Below are 19,222 nucleotides of genomic sequence, written 5' to 3'. Positions count from 1 at the left end.
TTCGCTCAACTTAGTATAAAAAAGCAGGCTATTTCGTCTATCCCGTTTAAGACTTGCATACCCAGGAGCTCTACCTTGAACATTTCCAGGATTTCCCGTCTGGCGTTAGCACTCGCCTTTGGCGTGACCTTATCCGCATGCAGTTCAACACCACCGGATCAGCGCCCTTCTGAGCAGGTTGCGCCCGGTACCGCCTCCCGCCCGATTTTGTCCGCTGATGAAGCGAAGAACTTCGATCGTGCGCACTACTTCTCGGCGATGGATCCTAACGCTGCGCCGTGGACACCGTCTTCTATCAACCTGCCTAAACAGCCTGACTTCGTGGTTGGCCCGGCGGGTGCGCAGGGCGTAACGCATACCTCTATTCAGGCTGCGGTTGATGCTGCCATCACTAAACACAGCGCGTCTCGCCAGTACATCGCGATCCTGCCGGGTGAATATGAAGGCACCGTGTATGTTCCGGCGGCACCGGGCAGCATTACGCTTTACGGTCTGGGCGAAAAAGCGATCGACGTAAAAATTGGCCTGGCGATTGATTCCGAAATCGACAGCAACACCTGGCGTCACCTGGTGAACCCGGCCGGTAAATATATGCCGGGCAAACCGGCTTGGTATATGTTTGATAACTGCCAGAGCAAGCGTTCCGCCACCATTGGCGTGATGTGCTCGGCGGTGTTCTGGTCTCAGAATAACGGTCTGCAGCTGCAGAACCTGACCATTCAGAATACCCTGGGCGACAGCGTTGATGCCGGCAGCCACCAGGCCGTTGCGCTGCGTAGCGATGGCGATAAGGTGCAGATTAACAACGTCAACATTCTTGGCCGTCAGAACACCTTCTTCGTGACCAACAGCGGCGTGCAGAACACCCTGCAGAATAACCGCCTGACCCGTACCCTGGTGACCAACAGCTACGTTGAAGGTGACGTGGATCTGGTGTCCGGTCGCGGCGCGGTGGTGTTTGATAATACCGATTTCCGCGTGGTGAACTCACGTACTCAGCAGGAAGGTTACGTGTTTGCTCCGGCAACCCAGTCTAACCTCTTCTACGGCTTCCTGGCCGTGAACAGCCGCTTTAATGCTGCCGGTGACGGCGTGGCGCAGCTGGGACGCTCCCTGGACGTGGACTCTGCGACCAACGGTCAGGTCGTGATCCGCGACAGCGTGATCAACGAAGGCTTCAACATGGCGAAGCCGTGGGCTGATGCCGCGATCTCCAAACGTCCATTCTCCGGCAACACCGGTGCGGTGGATGATAAAGGGAACGTGCAGCGCAACCTGAACGACGCTAACTTCAACCGCATGTGGGAATACAACAACCGCGGTCTGGGTAGCAAAGTGGTTACTGAGCCGAAGCAGTAAGCTGTTTTGCCGGGTGGCGGCTTCGCCTTACCCGGCATACATAACCCGTAGGCCCGGTAGACGCACTGCCACCGGGCATAAAAAAACCTCGCATTCGCGAGGTTTTTTGTTTGTAGCCGCTTAGTGAGCGTTTACCACGACCCACATTGGCCCCTGGCCTACGGCGTAACGTCCTTTCTCTTCCAATAGCCCCTGCTCGCCTTTAATTTCATACAGCGCGATGTGGTGGGATTTCTGCCCCGCCGCAATCAGGTATTTACCGCTGTGATCGATATTAAAGCCGCGCGGCTGGGTTTCCGTTGGCTGGAACCCTTCAATCGCCAGCACGCTGCCGTCTTCAGAGACGCTAAACACGGTAATCAGGCTGGAGGTACGGTCACAGGCGTACAGATGGCGACCATTTGGCGTAATGTGGATATCCGCCGCCCAGCGGGTATCGGAGAAATCAGACGGCATCATGTCCAGCGTCTGCACGCACTCGATCTGACCGTTAGGATCTTTCAGCTCCCATACGTCCACCGAGCTGTTCAGTTCATTAACCACATAGGCGTACTGCTGGTTCGGATGGAAGACCATATGGCGCGGGCCGGCGCCTTCAACGGTAGTCACTTCGGCAGGATTCTGCGCCACCAGGTGACCATCGTCACTCAGGGTGAACAGGCAGATACGATCCTGCTTCAGCGCAGGCACCCACAGCGTGCGGTTATCCGGAGAGATATTCGCCGAGTGGCAGCCTTCAAGCCCTTCCACCACATCCAAGGTTTCGACCGGAATGCCCTCTTCCAGACGCGTTACGCTGACGCAGCCCGCGTTATACGATCCGCTGAAGACAAAGTTGCCTTTACGATCGGTCGAGATATGGGTTGGGCTGCCCGGCAACGGGGCTTCGGCAGTGTACGTCAGCGCGCCATCGTCCGGAGAAATGCGATAGGCCAGCACGCGAAACTCCGGGCGCACACCCACGTACAAGAAACGTTTATCCGGGCTGATGACCATCGGCTGTACCTGGCCTGGCACATCTACAACCTGAACCAGCGTGAGTGTCCCTTCGGTATTTAAACGCCAGACGTGGATCTGCTGGCTTTCAGGACTGGCGGTATAAACGGTTTGTTTCATGAATATTCACTCCTCACTGCGCATGAAAGTAGTTAACTTTTGACGGTGAATGCTGAATTGTCGACAGGAGTTTTGAAGCGTTCGCCTCTCGGTGTACCATCCCATCAAAACGTAAATTCAATATTAACCCGGGAAAACAGATGACCTCGCGTGTGATTGCTCTGGATTTAGACGGTACCTTACTGACGCCGCAAAAAACCCTTCTCCCCTCCTCCCTTGAGGCGCTAAAACGCGCGCAGGAAGCGGGATATCAACTCCTTATCGTAACGGGTCGACATCACGTTGCCATTCACCCTTTTTATCAGGCACTGGCGTTAGATACACCTGCAATTTGTTGTAATGGCACTTATTTGTATGATTATCAGGCAAAAAAGGTTTTAGAATCCGACCCGCTGCCGGTTCCCCAGGCGCTGCAGCTGATCGATCTGCTGGATGAGCATGCCGTTCACGGACTGATGTATGTGGATAACGCGATGCTGTACGAGCGCCCTACCGGCCACGTGGTGCGCACCAGCAACTGGGCGTTGTCCCTGCCTGAAGCGCAGCGTCCGGTCTTTACCCAGGTTTCCTCCCTGCGTCAGGCCGCCCAGGACGTTGAGGCAATCTGGAAATTCGCCCTGACCGATGAAGACACCACCAAACTGAATACCTTCGCAAAACACGTGGAACAAACGCTGGGTCTGGAGTGCGAATGGTCCTGGCATGACCAGGTGGACATTGCCCGCAAAGGCAACAGCAAAGGCAAGCGCCTGACGCAGTATGTAGAGTCTCAGGGCGGGTCGATGCGTGACGTGATCGCCTTCGGCGACAACTACAACGACATCAGCATGCTGGAAGCCGCCGGTACCGGCGTGGCGATGGGCAATGCCGACGACGCGGTAAAAGCGCGCGCTAACGTGGTGATTGGCGACAACACCACCGACAGCATCGCGCAGTACATTTACACCCACCTGCTGTAATCAGGCGGTGATCGAGACGCTCTTAATTTGCGCGTAAAGCCACAGGCCGGGTTTGATCCCTAACTCATCCCTCGCCCACGGGCTGATGCGCGCCCAGAGCTTCCTGCTGCCGACTTCAAGCTTCACTTCCACCTGCCCGTTATCATCAAAACACTCCGCCACTTTGGCGCGCAGAATATTTCGAATACTGGTTTGCAGCGGCGGCTGCAGCACCAGCGAGACGTCCGACGCCTGGATGCGAATTCTCAGCGCGGACTGTAGCGGTTTGTCGATCTTATTGACCCACAGATGCTGGTCGCCCAGCGCCAGGGCGGTCATCGCGTAGTGCGGATGGTGTTCCAGAACGCTCACTTTAAGAATGCTGCTCTGCTGTTCCCTGGGTAACCACGGGTGCATTACGCTGCTGCCCCACACCTCTTCCAGGTTGCCGAACGCCTTCACGCTGCCCTCTTCCAGCACCAGCACCCTGTCGGCGAGATGCAGGATCTCATCCAGCGAATGACTAACGTAGAGCATCGGAATATTAATTTCCCGGGTCAGGCGCTGTAGATAAGGCAGAAGTTCCCGTTTACGCGGAATATCGAGCGAGGCCAGCGGTTCGTCGAGCAGCAGCAGCTCGGGGGCGGTCAGCAACGCGCGGCCAATGGCCACGCGCTGTTTTTCTCCGCCGGAGAGTGAGGATGGCAGCCTGTCGAGCAGAGGCTCAATGCCTAAAAGCGTCACCAGCTTATCAAACTGTCCGGCCATGCTTTTCGCCATGCCGTAACGCAGGTTGCCGCGCACGCTATAGTGCGGGAATAAGCGCGCGTCCTGGAAAACATAGCCAATGCGGCGTTTATCCGGCGTGAGATAAACCTTGTTTTCCACGTCGTTTAAGACGCGGTTATTCAATACAATCCGTCCTGACTGCGGCCGCGTCAGACCACTGATAGCATTTATCAGCGACGTTTTTCCCGCTCCCGAGACGCCGAAGATGGCAGTGATACCGCTTGCAGGCAGCGTCTCGTTAAGCGTCAGGGTATGGTTTCCCAGCGTCTGGGTGAAATGGAGTTCCAGCATGCTTATTTCCCCATCCGCTGGCGGCTGAGCCGCGCCAGCCATTCAGACACCATTAGCGATGCCAACGCCAGCAAAATTGAAATAATACACAGCCGCGCCGCCGCGCCTTCACCGCCCGGCGTTTGAATCAGAGTATACATTGCCGACGGGATGGTTCGCGTCTCGCCGGGGATGTTCGACACAAACGTGATGGTCGCGCCAAACTCGCCCAGCGAGCGGGCGAAGGCCAGTACCGTCCCGACAATAATGCCCGGTAGCGTAAGCGGGAGCGTGATGGTGAAAAAGACGCGCCAGCGCCCGGCACCGAGCGTACGGGCCGCCTGTTCGAGCTTCATGTCCACGCCTTCCAGCGCGAGGCGGATCGCCCTCACCATCAGCGGGAATGACATCACCGCCGCCGCCAGTACCGCACCGCGCCAGCTAAACGCAAACGTCAGCCCAAACCAGTCGTAGAGCTTCTCGCCGATAAAACCGCGTCGCCCCATCGAAATCAGCAGCAGGTAACCGACCACCACGGGCGGCAAAACGAGCGGAAGATGCAGCACGCTGTCGAGCAGCGTTTTGCCGGGAAACCGACAGCGAACCAGTAGCCAGGCAAAGAAGATCCCAAAGGGCAAGCTCAGCGCAACCGCCAGGGAAGAGACTTTAAGGCTCAGCAGAACAGCCTGCCATTCAGGATCGGTCAATATCATCAGTGAGTCGTAAATCCGTAACGTTTAAAGATCGCGGACGCCTCCGGCCCCTTCAGATAATCGCGGAAGGCCGTCACGGCCGCATTTTTATGTCCATCAACAATCGCAACAGGATATTCCACTTTCTTGTGGGAGTCTTCCGGGAACGTTGCGACCACTTTTACCCCTTTACTGGCAACGGCATCAGAGCCATACACAATGCCCAGCGGAGCTTCATTGCGCTCTACCAGCGCCAGCGCGCCGCGCACATCTTCCGCCGGGGCCAGCTTCGGTGACAATGTCTCCCATGCACCCAGCTTTTGCAGCGCTTCTTTGGCATAAATCCCGGCCGGAACGTGCTCCGGGTCGCCCACCGCCAGACGGCCACCGTTTAGCAGTCTCGTCCAGTTGGTCTGTTTGTTGATGGTGAAGTCCGCCTGCACGCTGGCTTTTGGCGCCACGACAACCAGGCTATTGCCCAGCAGCGTTTCGCGGGATGTGGCATCAATCGATTTCTTCTCCGCCGCGTAATCCATCCACTTCTGGTCAGCCGAGATGAACAGATCCGCCGGTGCGCCCGCTTCTATCTGGCGCGCCAGCGTAGAGGAAGAGGCAAACGAGGAGACCACCTCGACGTTTTTCTCTTTTTTATACGCCGCCGCGATGTCCTGCAGCGCGTTGGTCAGCGACGCCGCCGCAAAGACCGTAATTTTACCTTCGTCCGCCAGCGCGTGTCCGGTAAGAGAAAGCGTCAGCGTTGCCCCTGCGAAAAGGCGTACCCATGAACGTGCCATCTGTAACTCCTGTGAGTAGCGTTATATACATATTAATATAACGGTAACGTCAGGGAGATCCCAGCGTTTAATCGTACCGCTGAAGGGGTAAACCGGGGTGATGCGTTAAATAATATCGGCGTAGACGGGAAAATCTTGAGAGCAAAACGCCCGGACTCGCCGGGCGTTTTGTGGGGAATCAATGCTGCTTTTTAGCCTGGTCTTTGTGACCAATGTTCGAAAAGACGTTGAACACTTCACCCAGGCCGTAGATGGCACCGAGGATGATGGCCATCACTACTGGTACCATGATCACGGCGAATACCAGACTTTTCAACAACTCTAACATGGTTTTCTCCAGATATTGTGAATAGCTCATTCTACCCTTTCAAGTGAGAAAAACATCCCCTTTTGTGCGGTACCCTTTGCGCCCTGCACCATTTGGGTCACAATACTCTTTTTGCCAGGACACTGTTATGCAGGCCGAAATTCTCCTCACTTTACGACTTCAGCAAAAGCTTTTCGCCGATCCGCGACGTATCGCCCTGCTTAAACAAATAGAACAAACGGGCTCGATTAGCCAGGGGGCGAAAAACGCGGGCATCAGCTACAAAAGTGCCTGGGACGCCATCAACGAAATGAACACCCTGAGCGAACAACCGCTGGTGGACAGAGCCACAGGCGGCAAAGGCGGCGGCGGTGCGATCGTGACGCGCTATGGCCAGCGCCTTATTCAGCTTTACGATCTGCTGGCCCAGATCCAGCAAAAGGCGTTCGATGTGTTGAGCGACGACGATAACGTTCCGCTGGACAGCTTGCTGGCCGCCATTTCCCGCTTCTCGTTACAAACCAGCGCCCGCAACCAGTGGTTTGGAACGGTGACGGCGCGCGACAATCTCCAGGTACAGCAGCATATTGAGATCCTGCTTGCCGATGGCACCACTCGTCTGAAGGCCGCCATAACGGCGCAAAGCGCGGAACGTCTTGAGCTGGATGAAGGTAAAGAGGTGCTGGTTCTGCTGAAAGCGCCGTGGGTCAATATTACGCGCGATCCCGACGCCGCAAAGGCGGCCGATAACCAGCTTCAGGGCGCAATCAGCCATATCGAACGCGGCCAGGCGCAGTGCGAAGTGCTAATGACCCTGGCAGACGGGCAACCGCTTTGCGCGACCATACCGCTTAGCGAAGCGGAAGGTTTAGAAGACGGTTCTGTCGTTACCGCCTGGTTCAACGCAGACCGGGTAATTATCGCCACATTGTGCTGAGCGCATTGACAATCGCGCCGACAGTGCGTATCCCTGATATCTGGTGCTGCAAAAACAGGGATAAATCATGTCATCATTGCATATTTCGCAAGGCACGTTTCGTCTTAGCGATACCCGAACGCTGACGATTGCTGATTTGACGATACGCGCGGGTGAAAGCTGGGCGTTTGTCGGCACTAACGGCAGCGGTAAATCCGCGCTGGCCCGCGCGCTGGCCGGCGAACTCCCCCTCCTCAAGGGCGAATACCAGGGCGACTTTACGCGCCTGACGCGCCTGTCATTTGAACAACTGCAAAAGCTGGTAAGCGAGGAGTGGCAGCGCAATAACACTGATTTACTCAGCCCAGGCGAAGAAGATACCGGCCGTACGACGGCGGAAATTATTCAGGATGAGGTGAAAGATCCCGCCCGCTGTCAGCGCCTGGCAGAACGGTTCGGTATCACCGCCCTGCTCAACCGGCGCTTCAAATACCTTTCTACCGGCGAGACGCGAAAAACGCTGCTTTGCCAGGCGCTGATGAGCGAGCCCGAGCTGCTTATCCTCGACGAACCGTTTGACGGCCTTGACGTGCAGTCCCGTGCGCAGCTGGCGTCCCTGCTGGAGTCGCTTAATCAGCAGGGATATACCCTGGTTTTGGTGCTTAACCGCTTCGATGAAATTCCGGACTTTATTCAGCACGCGGGCGTACTGGCCGACTGTAACCTGACCGAGACCGGTGAAAAAACAGCGCTGCTCAAGCAGGCGCTAATTGCCCAGCTCGCGCACAGCGAACAGCTCGACGGAATTACCCTTCCGGAACCTGACGCCCCTTCGGCCCGCCATGCGCTCGATCCCCACCAGCCGCGCATCGTGCTGCGGGATGGGATTGTCTCTTATGACGATCGCCCGATCCTCAACCGTCTTAGCTGGACGGTCAATCCCGGCGATCACTGGCAGATTGTCGGCCCTAACGGCGCGGGGAAATCCACGCTGCTGAGCCTGATCACCGGCGATCACCCGCAGGGCTATAGCAACGATCTGACGCTGTTTGGTCGGCGTCGCGGCAGCGGCGAAACCATCTGGGATATAAAAAAACATATCGGCTATGTCAGCAGCAGCCTGCATCTGGATTACCGGGTCAGTACCACGGTACGCAACGTGATCCTTTCCGGATATTTTGACTCGATCGGCATTTATCAGGCGGTGTCGGACAAACAGCACAAGCTGGCCCAGCAGTGGCTGGACATTCTGGGCATGGACAACCGGGTCGCTGACGCGCCGTTTCATAGTCTGTCGTGGGGGCAGCAGCGTCTGGCGCTGATCGTTCGCGCGCTGGTGAAACACCCTACGCTGCTGATCCTCGACGAACCGCTGCAGGGACTCGACCCGTTGAACCGCCAGCTTATCCGCCGCTTTGTGGACGTGCTGATTAGCGAAGGTGAAACGCAGCTGCTGTTCGTTTCACATCACGCTGAAGATGCCCCCTCCTGCATCACCCATCGCCTGGAGTTTGTGCCGGACGGTGAGGGTTATCGCTACCTTCTCAGCAACGTCGATTAACCGTGGAGGGCTCTGCCCTCCTCTTTTCAGATAACTTGCATCAATACATCGCTATCTCTTTGATCTAGAATGCTCTCAGTCATTGAAAAAGCGAGTGTTAAAACGAGTGTAAACGATTCCACTATTTTATCCCATGTCACACTTTTCGCGTCTCTGTTATGCTATGGTTATTACATACCATAAGCCCAATGGAGCGAAATATGCGAGTTCTGGTAACAGGTGGTAGCGGTTACATAGGTAGTCATACCTGCGTGCAACTGCTGCAAAACGGTCACGACGTCATCATCCTCGACAACCTGTGCAACAGTAAGCGCAGCGTGCTGCCGGTGATTGAACGCCTTGGCGGTAAACAACCGACTTTCGTGGAAGGCGACATCCGCAACGAAGCGCTGATGACCGAGATCCTTCACGACCACGCCATCGAAGCGGTGATCCATTTCGCAGGTCTGAAAGCAGTCGGTGAATCCGTTGCGAAGCCGCTCGAGTATTACGACAACAACGTCAACGGTACCCTGCGTCTCATCTCCGCCATGCGCGCGGCCAACGTCAAAAACTTTATCTTCAGCTCCTCCGCCACCGTTTACGGCGATCAGCCCAAAATCCCTTACGTTGAAAGCTTCCCGACCGGTACCCCGCAAAGCCCGTACGGCAAAAGCAAGCTGATGGTGGAGCAGATCCTGACCGACCTGCAAAAAGCGCAGCCGGAGTGGAGCATCGCGCTGCTGCGCTACTTCAACCCGGTCGGCGCGCATCCGTCCGGCGACATGGGTGAAGATCCGCAGGGCATCCCGAACAACCTGATGCCGTATATCGCCCAGGTTGCCGTGGGTCGCCGCGACTCGCTGGCGATTTTTGGCAATGACTATCCGACCGAAGACGGCACCGGTGTGCGCGACTACATCCACGTGATGGATTTGGCCGACGGTCACGTTGCGGCTATGCAACAGCTGGCCAACAAACCGGGCGTGCATATTTACAACCTCGGCGCCGGGGTCGGCAGCAGCGTGCTGGACGTGGTTAACGCCTTCAGCAAAGCCTGCGGTAAGCCGGTGAACTACCACTTCGCTCCGCGTCGTGATGGCGACCTGCCTGCTTACTGGGCCGATGCCACCAAAGCCGACAAAGAGCTCAACTGGCGTGTGACGCGCACGCTTGATGAAATGGCACAGGATACCTGGCACTGGCAGTCACGCCACCCGCAAGGCTATCCGGACTAAGGATCCGTCATGACGCAATTTAATCCCGTCGATCATCCGCATCGTCGTTTTAACCCGTTAAGCGGGCAATGGATTTTGGTCTCCCCGCATCGCGCCAAGCGCCCCTGGCAGGGGGCTCAGGAGACGCCTGCAAAACAGACGCTGCCACAGCATGACCCGGACTGCTTCCTCTGTCCGGGCAACACGCGCGTCACCGGGGACAAAAACCCTGACTACAAAGGCACCTTCGTGTTCACCAACGATTTTGCCGCCCTGATGACCGACACGCCGGACGCGCCGGAAAGCCACGATCCGCTGATGCGCTGCGAAAGCGCGCGCGGAACCAGTCGCGTGATCTGCTTCTCGCCGGATCACAGCAAAACGCTGCCCGAGCTGAGCGTGGACGCGCTGAAAGAGGTCGTCAGCACCTGGCAGGCGCAAACCGCAGAGCTGGGGCAGAGCTATCCGTGGGTGCAGGTGTTCGAAAACAAAGGCGCGGCCATGGGCTGCTCAAACCCGCACCCGCACGGCCAGATCTGGGCGAACAGCTTCCTGCCTAACGAAGCCGAGCGTGAAGACCGTCTGCAGAAAGCGTATTTCGCGGAAAACGGTTCGCCGATGCTGGTGGACTATACCCGGCGCGAGCTGGCCGACGGCAGCCGCACCGTGGTGGAAACCGAACACTGGCTGGCCGTCGTCCCTTACTGGGCCGCCTGGCCGTTTGAAACGCTACTGCTGCCGAAAGCACACGTGCAGCGCATCACCGATCTCAGCGACGCGCAGCGCGACGACCTTGCCCTGGCGCTGAAAAAGCTCACCAGCCGTTACGACAACCTGTTCCAGTGCTCCTTCCCGTACTCCATGGGCTGGCACGGCGCCCCGTTTAACGGCGAAGAGAATCAACACTGGCAGCTGCACGCCCATTTCTATCCGCCGCTGCTGCGCTCTGCGACGGTGCGTAAATTTATGGTGGGCTATGAAATGCTGGCGGAAACCCAGCGTGACCTGACGGCGGAACAGGCGGCAGAACGTCTGCGTGCCGTTAGCGACGTCCACTATCGCGAATCAGGAGTCTAAAAAAAATGAGTCTGAAAGATAAAACCCAATCCCTGTTTGCTGAGAAATTTGGCTACCCTGCCACCCACGTTATCCAGGCGCCAGGCCGCGTTAACCTGATCGGTGAACACACCGACTATAACGACGGTTTCGTGCTGCCGTGCGCCATCGATTACCAGACAGTCATCAGCTGCGCGAAGCGCGACGACCGTAAAGTTCGCGTGATTGCGGCGGATTACGGTAATGAGACGGACGAGTTTTCTCTCGATGCCCCGATTGTGACGCACGACAGCCAGCAGTGGTCTAACTACGTGCGCGGCGTGGTGAAACACCTTCAGAAGCGCAACAAGAACTTTGGCGGCGCCGATTTAGTTATCAGCGGCAACGTGCCGCAGGGTGCGGGCTTAAGCTCCTCTGCGTCGCTGGAAGTCGCCGTGGGCACCGTGTTCCAGCAGCTTTATCATCTGCCGCTGGACGGCGCGCAAATTGCCCTGAATGGTCAGGAAGCAGAAAATCAGTTCGTGGGCTGTAACTGCGGCATTATGGACCAGCTGATCTCCGCGCTCGGCAAAAAAGAGCATGCCCTGTTAATTGATTGCCGCTCGCTGGGTACCAAAGCCGTTCCCCTGCCAAAAGGCGCGGCTGTCGTCATCATTAACAGCAACTTTAAGCGCACGCTGGTGGGCAGCGAATACAATACCCGCCGCGAGCAATGCGAAACCGGCGCCCGCTTCTTCCAGCAGCCTGCCCTGCGCGACGTGACGCTCAATGAATTTAACAAAGTGGCACACGAGCTGGATCCGGTCGTCGCCAAACGCGTTCGTCACGTGCTGACGGAAAATGCCCGTACCGTTGAAGCCGCGTCCGCGCTGGCGAAAGGCGATCTGAAACGCATGGGTGAGCTGATGGCGGAATCTCACGCCTCCATGCGCGATGATTTTGAAATCACCGTGCCGCAGATCGACACCCTGGTGGACATCGTTAAAGCCACCATCGGCGACAAAGGCGGCGTGCGCATGACGGGCGGCGGTTTTGGCGGCTGCATCGTTGCGCTGGTGCCTGAGGAGCTGGTCCCTGCCGTACAGGATGCCGTGGCGAAGCAGTACGAAGCAAAAACGGGCATCAAAGAAACCTTCTATGTTTGCAAAGCATCACAAGGAGCCGGACAGTGCTAAACGAAACACCTACCCTTGCACCGGATGGTCTGCCGTATCGCCTGTTAACCCTGCGCAATCGCGCGGGGATGGTCGTTACGGTGATGGACTGGGGGGCAACCCTTCTTTCTGCCCGCGTACCGATGCCGGACGGCAGCGTGCGTGAGACTCTGCTCGGCTGCGCCTCGCCTGAGCAGTACGTCAATCAGTCCGCCTATCTTGGCGCGTCCGTTGGGCGCTATGCTAACCGCATCGCGAAAAGCCGTTTTGAACTCGACGGCGTGCAGTACACCCTGCTTCCAAGCCAGGGTGAGAACCAGCTGCACGGCGGACCGGACGGGTTTGATAAACGCCGCTGGAAGATTGTTCGTCAAAACGATGGCGAAGTTCTGTTCTCGCTGGATTCGCCTGATGGCGACCAGGGCTTTCCGGGGAACCTTGTCGCGTCCGCGCGCTTTACGCTGACCGACGACAACCGTATCGCCATCGAATACCGTGCGACGGTCGACAAGCCGTGTCCGGTCAATCTGACCAATCACGCGTATTTCAACCTGGACGGTAGCCAGTGCGACGTGCGTAACCATAAGCTGCAGATCCTGGCGGATGCGTATCTGCCGGTTGACGAGATGGGCATTCCATATCAGGGCCTCAAAGACGTGAGCGGCACCAGCTTTGACTTCCGCAGCGCGAAGTCCATCGCCCAGGATTTCATGAGCGATGACGATCAGCGCAAGGTGAAAGGCTACGATCACGCTTTCCTGCTGCAGGCCAAAGGCGATGTGAAACAGCCTGCCGCGCAGGTCTGGTCTGCGGATGAGAAACTGCAGATGACGGTTTATACCACCGCCCCCGCCCTGCAGTTTTACTCAGGCAACTACCTCGGAGGCACGACGGCGCGCGAACACGATGAGTACAGCGACTGGCAAGGCCTGGCGCTGGAGAGCGAGTTCCTGCCGGACAGCCCGAACCATCCTGAATGGCCACAGCCGGACTGCGTGCTGCGCCCGGGTGAAGAGTACGTGAGCGTGACGGAATATCATTTTATTCCGCATTAATATCCAGCCCTCCCTCCGGAGGGCTTTTTTCTGCGCGCCTTGCTGAAAATAGCGCCGATCGCAGACAAAATCATAACCCTGGATTCACAAGCATCTTACACTCAGAGACTATTTTCGCTATGGTTAGGGTTAAGCGTTGCTGGTGGCACGGCCACGGCAATATAATGAGAATTGTTATCATTCTAAAAATGCTTGAGGAGTAAGAGATGGCTATTACTAAGCTGGTTCTGGTGCGTCACGGCGAAAGCCAGTGGAACAACGAAAACCGCTTTACCGGTTGGTACGACGTTGATCTGTCTGAGAAAGGCGTAAGCGAAGCAAAAGCAGCAGGTAAACTGCTGAAGGAAGAAGGCTTCAGCTTTGATTTTGCTTACACCTCTGTGCTGAAACGTGCCATCCACACCCTGTGGAACGTGCTGGACGAACTGGATCAGGCCTGGCTGCCGGTTGAGAAGTCCTGGAAACTGAACGAACGTCACTACGGTGCGCTGCAGGGCCTGAACAAAGCGGAAACCGCTGAGAAATATGGCGACGAGCAGGTTAAACAGTGGCGTCGCGGCTTCGCAATCACCCCACCAGAGCTGACCAAAGATGACGAGCGCTACCCGGGCCACGATCCGCGTTACGCGAAGCTGACCGACGCTGAGCTGCCAACCACCGAAAGCCTGGCGCTGACCATCGACCGCGTTGTGCCTTACTGGAACGAAACCATTCTGCCACGCCTGAAAAGCGGCGAGCGCGTGATCATCGCGGCTCACGGTAACTCCCTGCGTGCGCTGGTGAAATACCTGGACAACATGGGTGAAGACGAAATCCTCGAACTGAACATCCCAACCGGCGTACCGCTGGTGTATGAGTTCGACGAAAACTTCAAGCCAATCAAACACTACTATCTGGGTAACGCAGAAGAGATCGCGGCGAAAGCAGCGGCTGTCGCGAACCAGGGTAAAGCGAAGTAATTTTCGCCAGATATAAAAAAAGCGCGGAGCCTTCCGCGCTTTTTATTTATGACTGAGAATTCAGCCGCGACGCGCTTTTACCGCATTCGCCAGCTGACGCAGGATAGCATCGGTATCGTCCCAGCCAATGCAGGCATCGGTGACGCTTTTGCCATACACCAGCGGCTCGCTGCCTTCCAGGTTCTGGTTACCTTCAACCAGATGGCTTTCGATCATCACCCCAATCACCGCCTTCTCACCGCCGGCAATCTGCTGGCAGACGTCTGCACCCACTTCCATCTGCTTTTTAAACTGCTTGCTGGAGTTGGCATGGCTGAAATCGATCATCACCTGCGGTGGCAGCCCGGCTTTTTCCAGCCCGACCTTCACTTCTGCCACGTGTTTCGCGCTGTAGTTCGGCTCTTTGCCGCCGCGCAGAATGATATGGCAGTCACCGTTCCCGCTGGTGTTAACGATGGCGGAATGGCCCCATTTGGTTACGGACAGGAAGCAGTGCGGCGCACCCGCTGCGTTGATGGCGTCGATAGCCACCTTAATGGTGCCGTCAGTGCCGTTTTTGAAACCCACCGGGCAAGAGAGACCGGAAGCCAGCTCACGATGAACCTGAGATTCAGTCGTGCGCGCACCAATTGCGCCCCAGCTCATCAGGTCTGCCAGGTATTGTGGCGTAATCATGTCCAGGAATTCACCGGCAGCAGGCAGGCCGCTGTCGTTGATCTCCAGCAGCAGCTTGCGCGCAATGCGCAGACCGTCGTTGATCTGGAAGCTGTTATCCATATGCGGATCGTTAATCAGCCCTTTCCAGCCCACGGTGGTGCGCGGTTTTTCAAAATAGACGCGCATTACGATTTCAAGCTCGTCCTTCAGCTCTTCACGCAGAGTGAGCAGACGGGCTGCGTACTCTTTCGCAGCTGCAGGATCGTGAATGGAGCACGGGCCAATCACCACCAGAAGACGATCGTCATTACCTTTCAGGATCTTATGGATCGCTTTACGAGCATGAGAAACCGTGTTTGCGGCATTTTCAGTGGCGGGGAATTTCTCAAGGAGCGCTACAGGAGGTAATAACTCATTGATCTCTTTAATGCGTAAATCGTCGTTCTGATAATTCATCTTCGTTCCAGCTCTGCCATATCTTTAGTAATGAAAGCAATCCTTTCAATCTATCTTGTCGACCAGGAAGTGTAAACACGGTTTTACACTTCACGCAGATAATTCCTGGAATTCGCCTAAAAATCGCCACAAAATAGCGAAAAACGAGATCTAACCTAAGCTTTTTAACTGTAACAACCAATTTTAAACGCTTAAACGCGATTCCCTACTGACGTAAGTCCGTGAGGCGGAATCTTTCGCCTCTGAAAGAGATGCACTGTTGGAGAAAGTTATCCAGCGTAACGACAAGAACAGGAGCACCATGATGAAAATGACTAAACTGGCAACCCTCTTCCTGACCGCCACACTCACTCTGGCAAGCGGCAGCGTCCTGGCCGCGGAAACGGGCACATCCGATAGCAACGGGGATGCCAATGCCGCTGCGGCAGCAGGCCAACCCGCCCCTGATGCGAAACAGAACATCGCCCCGAATAATGTCGACAACAGCCAGATCAATACCGGTAACACCAACACCGGCGGCACTATGCTGCATCCCAACAGCAGCGGTTCCGGCACCATGAATCATGACAATATGAGTTCGGATGAGGTTCATAAGAACTCGATGTGTAAGGACGGCAAATGCCCCGATCCTAATGATAAAGTAGGGAACGACGCGAATACCAAAACCGATGGCACAACCCAGTAAGGGGTGGTAACCGGTAAGAAAAAGGAGAGCTCAGGCTCTCCTTTCTTTTTGGAGTAACCTATTAAAAACGCTACACTAAAAACAATAACACATCATGAAAGCAGATATGGCGCACTCCCATTCCCACTCACACTCTCCCGGCAACGACAACGCTAAACGACTGATGCTGGCCTTTGGCGTCACGGCAACGTTTATGGTTATCGAGGTCATTGGCGGCCTGATTTCCGGCTCTCTGGCGCTACTGGCTGATGCCGGGCATATGCTGACCGATGCCGCAGCGCTGCTCTTCGCCCTCCTGGCGGTACAGTTTGCGCGTCGTCCTCCCAATGCGCGCCATACCTTCGGCTGGCTGAGGCTGACAACCCTTGCCGCGTTTGTGAACGCTATTGCGCTGGTGGTCATCACCGTTCTTATCGTCTGGGAGGCCGTACAGCGCTTCAGACACCCGCAGCCAATCGCCGGGACAACAATGATGGTGATTGCAGTGGCGGGGCTGCTGGCAAATATCCTGGCCTTCTGGATTCTGCACCGCGGCAGCGGAGAAAAGAACCTCAACGTGCGCGCTGCGGCTCTGCATGTCCTGGGTGATTTGCTCGGCTCAGTCGGGGCGATCGTCGCCGCGCTGGTGATCCTCTATACCGGCTGGACGCCTGTCGATCCGATTCTGTCCGTGCTGGTGTCATGTCTGGTCTTGCGCAGCGCCTGGCGACTGCTGAAGGAGAGCGTGAATGAACTGCTTGAAGGGGCACCGACATCTATGGATATTGAAGAGCTGAAGCGCAACCTGCGCCGTTCAGTCCCGGAAGTACGCAACGTTCATCACGTGCACGTCTGGCTGGTGGGGGAAAAACCGGTCATGACGCTGCACGTCCAGGTGATCCCGCCTCACGACCACGATGCACTGCTTGAGCGCATCCAGCATTTTCTTGAACATCACTACGAAATTGGCCACGCCACCATCCAGATGGAGTATCAGCCCTGTAACGGGCCGGACTGCCACCTTAACGAGGCGCAGTCCGGACATTCACATCAGCATCACCACTAGCTGGAAAGCGCGTGAGAACCTCGCTCACGCGCGCTCTTAATCCACATCCGGCTGCCGTTCAGCGCGATGAAGGTCAACAGCAGATATTCCAGCGACATCGCATAGACGCCCTGCAGAGCGAAGATCGCTACGCTAATAACGTTGATGATGACCCACAGCAGCCAGTTCTCAACGTATTTTCGCGTCATCAGGATCATCGCCGCAATCGACAGCACCATCATGCAGGAATCCCAGAACGGGAAGGCATCCGGCTGGAGCTCGGGCATCGTCACGTTCAGGCCGAAACCGGACATGACCGACACGGCAACGCGGGTCAGGAACGCAAACACCGGGTTGATGTAGACGGTCATTAAGCCAATGGCCACCACGCAAGCGACGAACCAGGCGATAGCTTTGGGCAGGGGCAGCCAGCGGATCTGCAGCTCGGCCTCCTGCTGGCTGTTCTGACGCGACCACGCGTACCAGCCGTAAATATTGGCGGCAAAGAAGAACAGCTGCAAAAGCAGGCTGGCGTACAGCTGGATCTGGAAGAAGATAATCGCAAACAGCGTAACGTTAATCAGCCCGAACGCGTAGTTGCTGATCTTCTCCAGGCTTGCCAGCCAGATACAGAGTAATCCCGCCAGCGTGCCAACGGCCTCAATCCATGACAGGTCATAGCCACCTGCACCAATCGGTATATGAACCAGAATGTTCTGCGTGCTAAAAAAATCCATCTTTTCCCCGGGACGTTTTGAATTAAGTACGTAGTGTAGCCGCAAAATCCAGCATGCGGTTAAGCGGAATTAACGCACCTTCACGCAGGGCGGCATCCACATGGATTTCATGTGCTGCACCGCCCGTCTCGAGCCCTTCGGCAATGGCCTTCAGGCCGTTCATCGCCATCCACGGGCAGTGCGCACAGCTGCGACACGTTGCGCCCTCGCCCGCCGTTGGCGCTTCAAGGAGCTCTTTCTCCGGCACGGCCTGCTGCATCTTGTAGAAGATACCGCGATCGGTCGCCACGATGAGCTGCCCGTTAGGCAACGTTCTGGCCGCGTTGATAAGCTGGCTGGTTGAGCCCACGGCGTCCGCCATGTCGACAATAGACTGGGGTGATTCAGGGTGAACAAGAATCGCGGCGTCAGGATAAAGTGCCTTCATGCGCGCCAGCGCCTGGGTTTTGAATTCGTCGTGCACAATGCAGGCACCCTGCCAGCAGAGAACGTCAGCCCCCGTCTGCTTCTGGACATAATTTCCAAGATGGCGGTCAGGCGCCCAGATAATTTTCTCGCCAAGGCAGTCCAGATGTTCAATCAGCTCAACGGCGATGCTGGAGGTGACAACCCAGTCTGCACGCGCTTTTACCGCCGCAGAGGTGTTGGCGTAAACCACCACGGTCCGGTCAGGGTGGGCGTCACAGAAGGCCGTGAATTCGTCAATCGGGCAGCCGAGATCCAGTGAACACTCCGCATTAAGCGTCGGCATCAGAATGGTTTTTTCAGGGCTCAGGATCTTTGCCGTTTCACCCATAAAACGCACGCCAGCAACCAGCAGCGTGGAAGCGGGATGTCTTGCACCGAAGCGTGCCATCTCCAGTGAGTCAGAAATACAGCCCCCGGTCTCTTCCGCCAGCTGCTGAATTTCCGGGTCGGTGTAGTAATGGGCCACCATCACCGCATCTCGTTCTTTAAGAAGACGTTTGATCTTCTCACGGTAGAATTGCTTTTCGTCCTGGCTTAGCGGGACAGGCTTTGGCGGAAACGGATAAATTGCGGCTTCAGGATCAAACATCACACTCATTATGGCTTCTCGTTTTACGGGCTTAACAATATTGCCTTTCTTTTGCATGACATAGCAAAACGCATGGCAATTGTGTTTTGTATACTAAACAAGATAGCGAATATGAGAGGAAAAGTCACCGGAAATAGGTGCGGATAGCATTTGTCGGCAGGCGGCTTCACCTTGCCCGACCTGCACAGACGGCAGATAGCAAAAAGGCGCCTTTAGGGCGCCTTTTTACACTGGTGGGTCGTGCAGGATTCGAACCTGCGACCAATTGATTAAAAGTCAACTGCTCTACCAACTGAGCTAACGACCCCTTGCGGGATGTACTTCAAATTTATTCAGGCTGGTGGGTCGTGCAGGATTCGAACCTGCGACCAATTGATTAAAAGTCAACTGCTCTACCAACTGAGCTAACGACCCTTTTTGGTGTTGCCTGAATTATCACTCGGA

General features: G+C 56.2%; 19 protein-coding genes and 2 tRNA genes. 11 read left to right on the top strand and 10 right to left on the bottom strand.

Annotated elements, in window-relative coordinates:
* Positions 1-75 precede the first annotated feature (75 nt).
* Positions 76-1,359: a putative acyl-CoA thioester hydrolase gene (locus tag ACOTZC_RS00105; RefSeq protein WP_047173442.1), complete on the top strand. Its 1,284-nt coding sequence runs from the start codon at positions 76-78 to the stop codon at positions 1,357-1,359.
* Between the two features lie 120 nt (positions 1,360-1,479).
* Here ACOTZC_RS00105 and pgl read toward each other — a convergent pair whose 3' ends face one another.
* A complete protein-coding gene (pgl, locus tag ACOTZC_RS00100) occupies positions 1,480-2,475 on the bottom strand; it encodes a 6-phosphogluconolactonase (RefSeq protein ID WP_248168888.1) in 996 nt (331 codons plus the stop codon).
* Positions 2,476-2,615: 140 nt separating this feature from the next.
* On the opposite strand from pgl, the gene ACOTZC_RS00095 reads away from it, so the two are divergent.
* Positions 2,616-3,434, top strand: coding sequence for a pyridoxal phosphatase (locus tag ACOTZC_RS00095; protein WP_174412799.1), 819 nt, complete (start codon positions 2,616-2,618; stop codon positions 3,432-3,434).
* Here the strand turns inward: ACOTZC_RS00095 and modC are convergent, their stop codons facing one another.
* From modC to ACOTZC_RS00075, 4 genes are all read right to left on the bottom strand, one after another.
* Complete coding sequence (gene modC, locus ACOTZC_RS00090) at positions 3,435-4,493, bottom strand: molybdenum ABC transporter ATP-binding protein ModC (RefSeq protein ID WP_126302879.1); 1,059 nt, start codon at positions 4,491-4,493, stop codon at positions 3,435-3,437. It lies immediately after the preceding gene.
* Positions 4,494-4,495: 2 nt separating this feature from the next.
* Positions 4,496-5,185: a molybdate ABC transporter permease subunit gene (modB, locus tag ACOTZC_RS00085; protein ID WP_047173439.1), complete on the bottom strand. Its 690-nt coding sequence runs from the start codon at positions 5,183-5,185 to the stop codon at positions 4,496-4,498.
* Positions 5,185-5,958: a molybdate ABC transporter substrate-binding protein gene (modA, locus tag ACOTZC_RS00080; protein ID WP_248168887.1), complete on the bottom strand. Its 774-nt coding sequence runs from the start codon at positions 5,956-5,958 to the stop codon at positions 5,185-5,187. Before modA ends, modB begins: the two co-directional genes overlap by 1 nt.
* Positions 5,959-6,136: 178 nt before the next feature.
* Positions 6,137-6,286, bottom strand: coding sequence for an AcrZ family multidrug efflux pump-associated protein (locus tag ACOTZC_RS00075; protein ID WP_023310811.1), 150 nt, complete (start codon positions 6,284-6,286; stop codon positions 6,137-6,139).
* 127 nt (positions 6,287-6,413) lie between these two features.
* Between ACOTZC_RS00075 and modE the strand changes: the two genes are divergently transcribed.
* The 7 genes from modE to gpmA all read left to right on the top strand — a co-directional run bounded on the left by modE (position 6,414) and on the right by gpmA (position 14,162).
* A complete protein-coding gene (gene modE, locus ACOTZC_RS00070) occupies positions 6,414-7,202 on the top strand; it encodes a molybdenum-dependent transcriptional regulator (RefSeq protein WP_045357779.1) in 789 nt (262 codons plus the stop codon).
* Between the two features lie 67 nt (positions 7,203-7,269).
* Positions 7,270-8,742 carry a molybdate ABC transporter ATP-binding protein ModF gene (modF, locus tag ACOTZC_RS00065; RefSeq protein ID WP_248212312.1) on the top strand — a complete coding sequence of 491 codons (1,473 nt, stop codon included), beginning with the start codon at positions 7,270-7,272 and terminating at the stop codon, positions 8,740-8,742.
* Positions 8,743-8,942: 200 nt separating this feature from the next.
* Positions 8,943-9,959: a UDP-glucose 4-epimerase GalE gene (gene galE / locus ACOTZC_RS00060; protein ID WP_023334950.1), complete on the top strand. Its 1,017-nt coding sequence runs from the start codon at positions 8,943-8,945 to the stop codon at positions 9,957-9,959.
* A 9-nt stretch (positions 9,960-9,968) separates the two neighbouring features.
* Entirely contained in the window at positions 9,969-11,015 is a 1,047-nt protein-coding gene (galT, locus tag ACOTZC_RS00055) for a galactose-1-phosphate uridylyltransferase (protein ID WP_045357773.1), read from the top strand.
* A gap of 5 nt (positions 11,016-11,020) precedes the next feature.
* Positions 11,021-12,169, top strand: a complete 1,149-nt coding sequence (gene galK, locus ACOTZC_RS00050; RefSeq protein ID WP_045403812.1) for a galactokinase — start codon at positions 11,021-11,023, stop codon at positions 12,167-12,169.
* On the top strand, positions 12,163-13,203 hold the full coding sequence (gene galM / locus ACOTZC_RS00045; RefSeq protein WP_348941812.1) for a galactose-1-epimerase: 1,041 nt from the start codon (positions 12,163-12,165) through the stop codon (positions 13,201-13,203). The genes galK and galM overlap by 7 nt, the downstream gene beginning before the upstream one ends.
* Before the next feature lie 206 nt (positions 13,204-13,409).
* Positions 13,410-14,162 (top strand): 2,3-diphosphoglycerate-dependent phosphoglycerate mutase, encoded by a 753-nt coding sequence (gpmA, locus tag ACOTZC_RS00040; protein WP_023310804.1) that lies wholly within the window; start codon positions 13,410-13,412, stop codon positions 14,160-14,162.
* Between the two features lie 60 nt (positions 14,163-14,222).
* Here gpmA and aroG read toward each other — a convergent pair whose 3' ends face one another.
* Complete coding sequence (gene aroG / locus ACOTZC_RS00035) at positions 14,223-15,275, bottom strand: 3-deoxy-7-phosphoheptulonate synthase AroG (RefSeq protein ID WP_008501110.1); 1,053 nt, start codon at positions 15,273-15,275, stop codon at positions 14,223-14,225.
* 304 nt (positions 15,276-15,579) lie between these two features.
* Between aroG and ACOTZC_RS00030 the strand changes: the two genes are divergently transcribed.
* Positions 15,580-15,960, top strand: coding sequence for a protein YbgS (locus ACOTZC_RS00030; protein ID WP_023310803.1), 381 nt, complete (start codon positions 15,580-15,582; stop codon positions 15,958-15,960).
* Between the two features lie 106 nt (positions 15,961-16,066).
* Positions 16,067-17,005 (top strand): CDF family zinc transporter ZitB, encoded by a 939-nt coding sequence (gene zitB / locus ACOTZC_RS00025; RefSeq protein ID WP_023310802.1) that lies wholly within the window; start codon positions 16,067-16,069, stop codon positions 17,003-17,005.
* Here the strand turns inward: zitB and pnuC are convergent.
* From pnuC to ACOTZC_RS00005, 4 genes are all read right to left on the bottom strand, one after another.
* Positions 17,002-17,721, bottom strand: coding sequence for a nicotinamide riboside transporter PnuC (pnuC, locus tag ACOTZC_RS00020; RefSeq protein WP_047061376.1), 720 nt, complete (start codon positions 17,719-17,721; stop codon positions 17,002-17,004). The genes zitB and pnuC overlap by 4 nt on opposite strands.
* 22 nt (positions 17,722-17,743) lie before the next feature.
* Positions 17,744-18,787, bottom strand: coding sequence for a quinolinate synthase NadA (gene nadA, locus ACOTZC_RS00015; RefSeq protein WP_252040758.1), 1,044 nt, complete (start codon positions 18,785-18,787; stop codon positions 17,744-17,746).
* Between the two features lie 222 nt (positions 18,788-19,009).
* Positions 19,010-19,085: transfer RNA gene (locus tag ACOTZC_RS00010), tRNA-Lys, on the bottom strand.
* A gap of 31 nt (positions 19,086-19,116) precedes the next feature.
* Positions 19,117-19,192: transfer RNA gene (locus ACOTZC_RS00005), tRNA-Lys, on the bottom strand.
* Between the last annotated feature and the right edge of the window lie 30 nt (positions 19,193-19,222).

It is taken from the genome of Enterobacter cloacae complex sp. SHL009 (assembly GCF_049237205.1).
GTDB classification, from domain to species: Bacteria; Pseudomonadota; Gammaproteobacteria; order Enterobacterales; family Enterobacteriaceae; genus Enterobacter; species Enterobacter cloacae_M.
The sequence above is the reverse complement of the archived record's forward strand: the minus strand, read 5'-3'. Positions and strand labels throughout refer to the sequence as shown.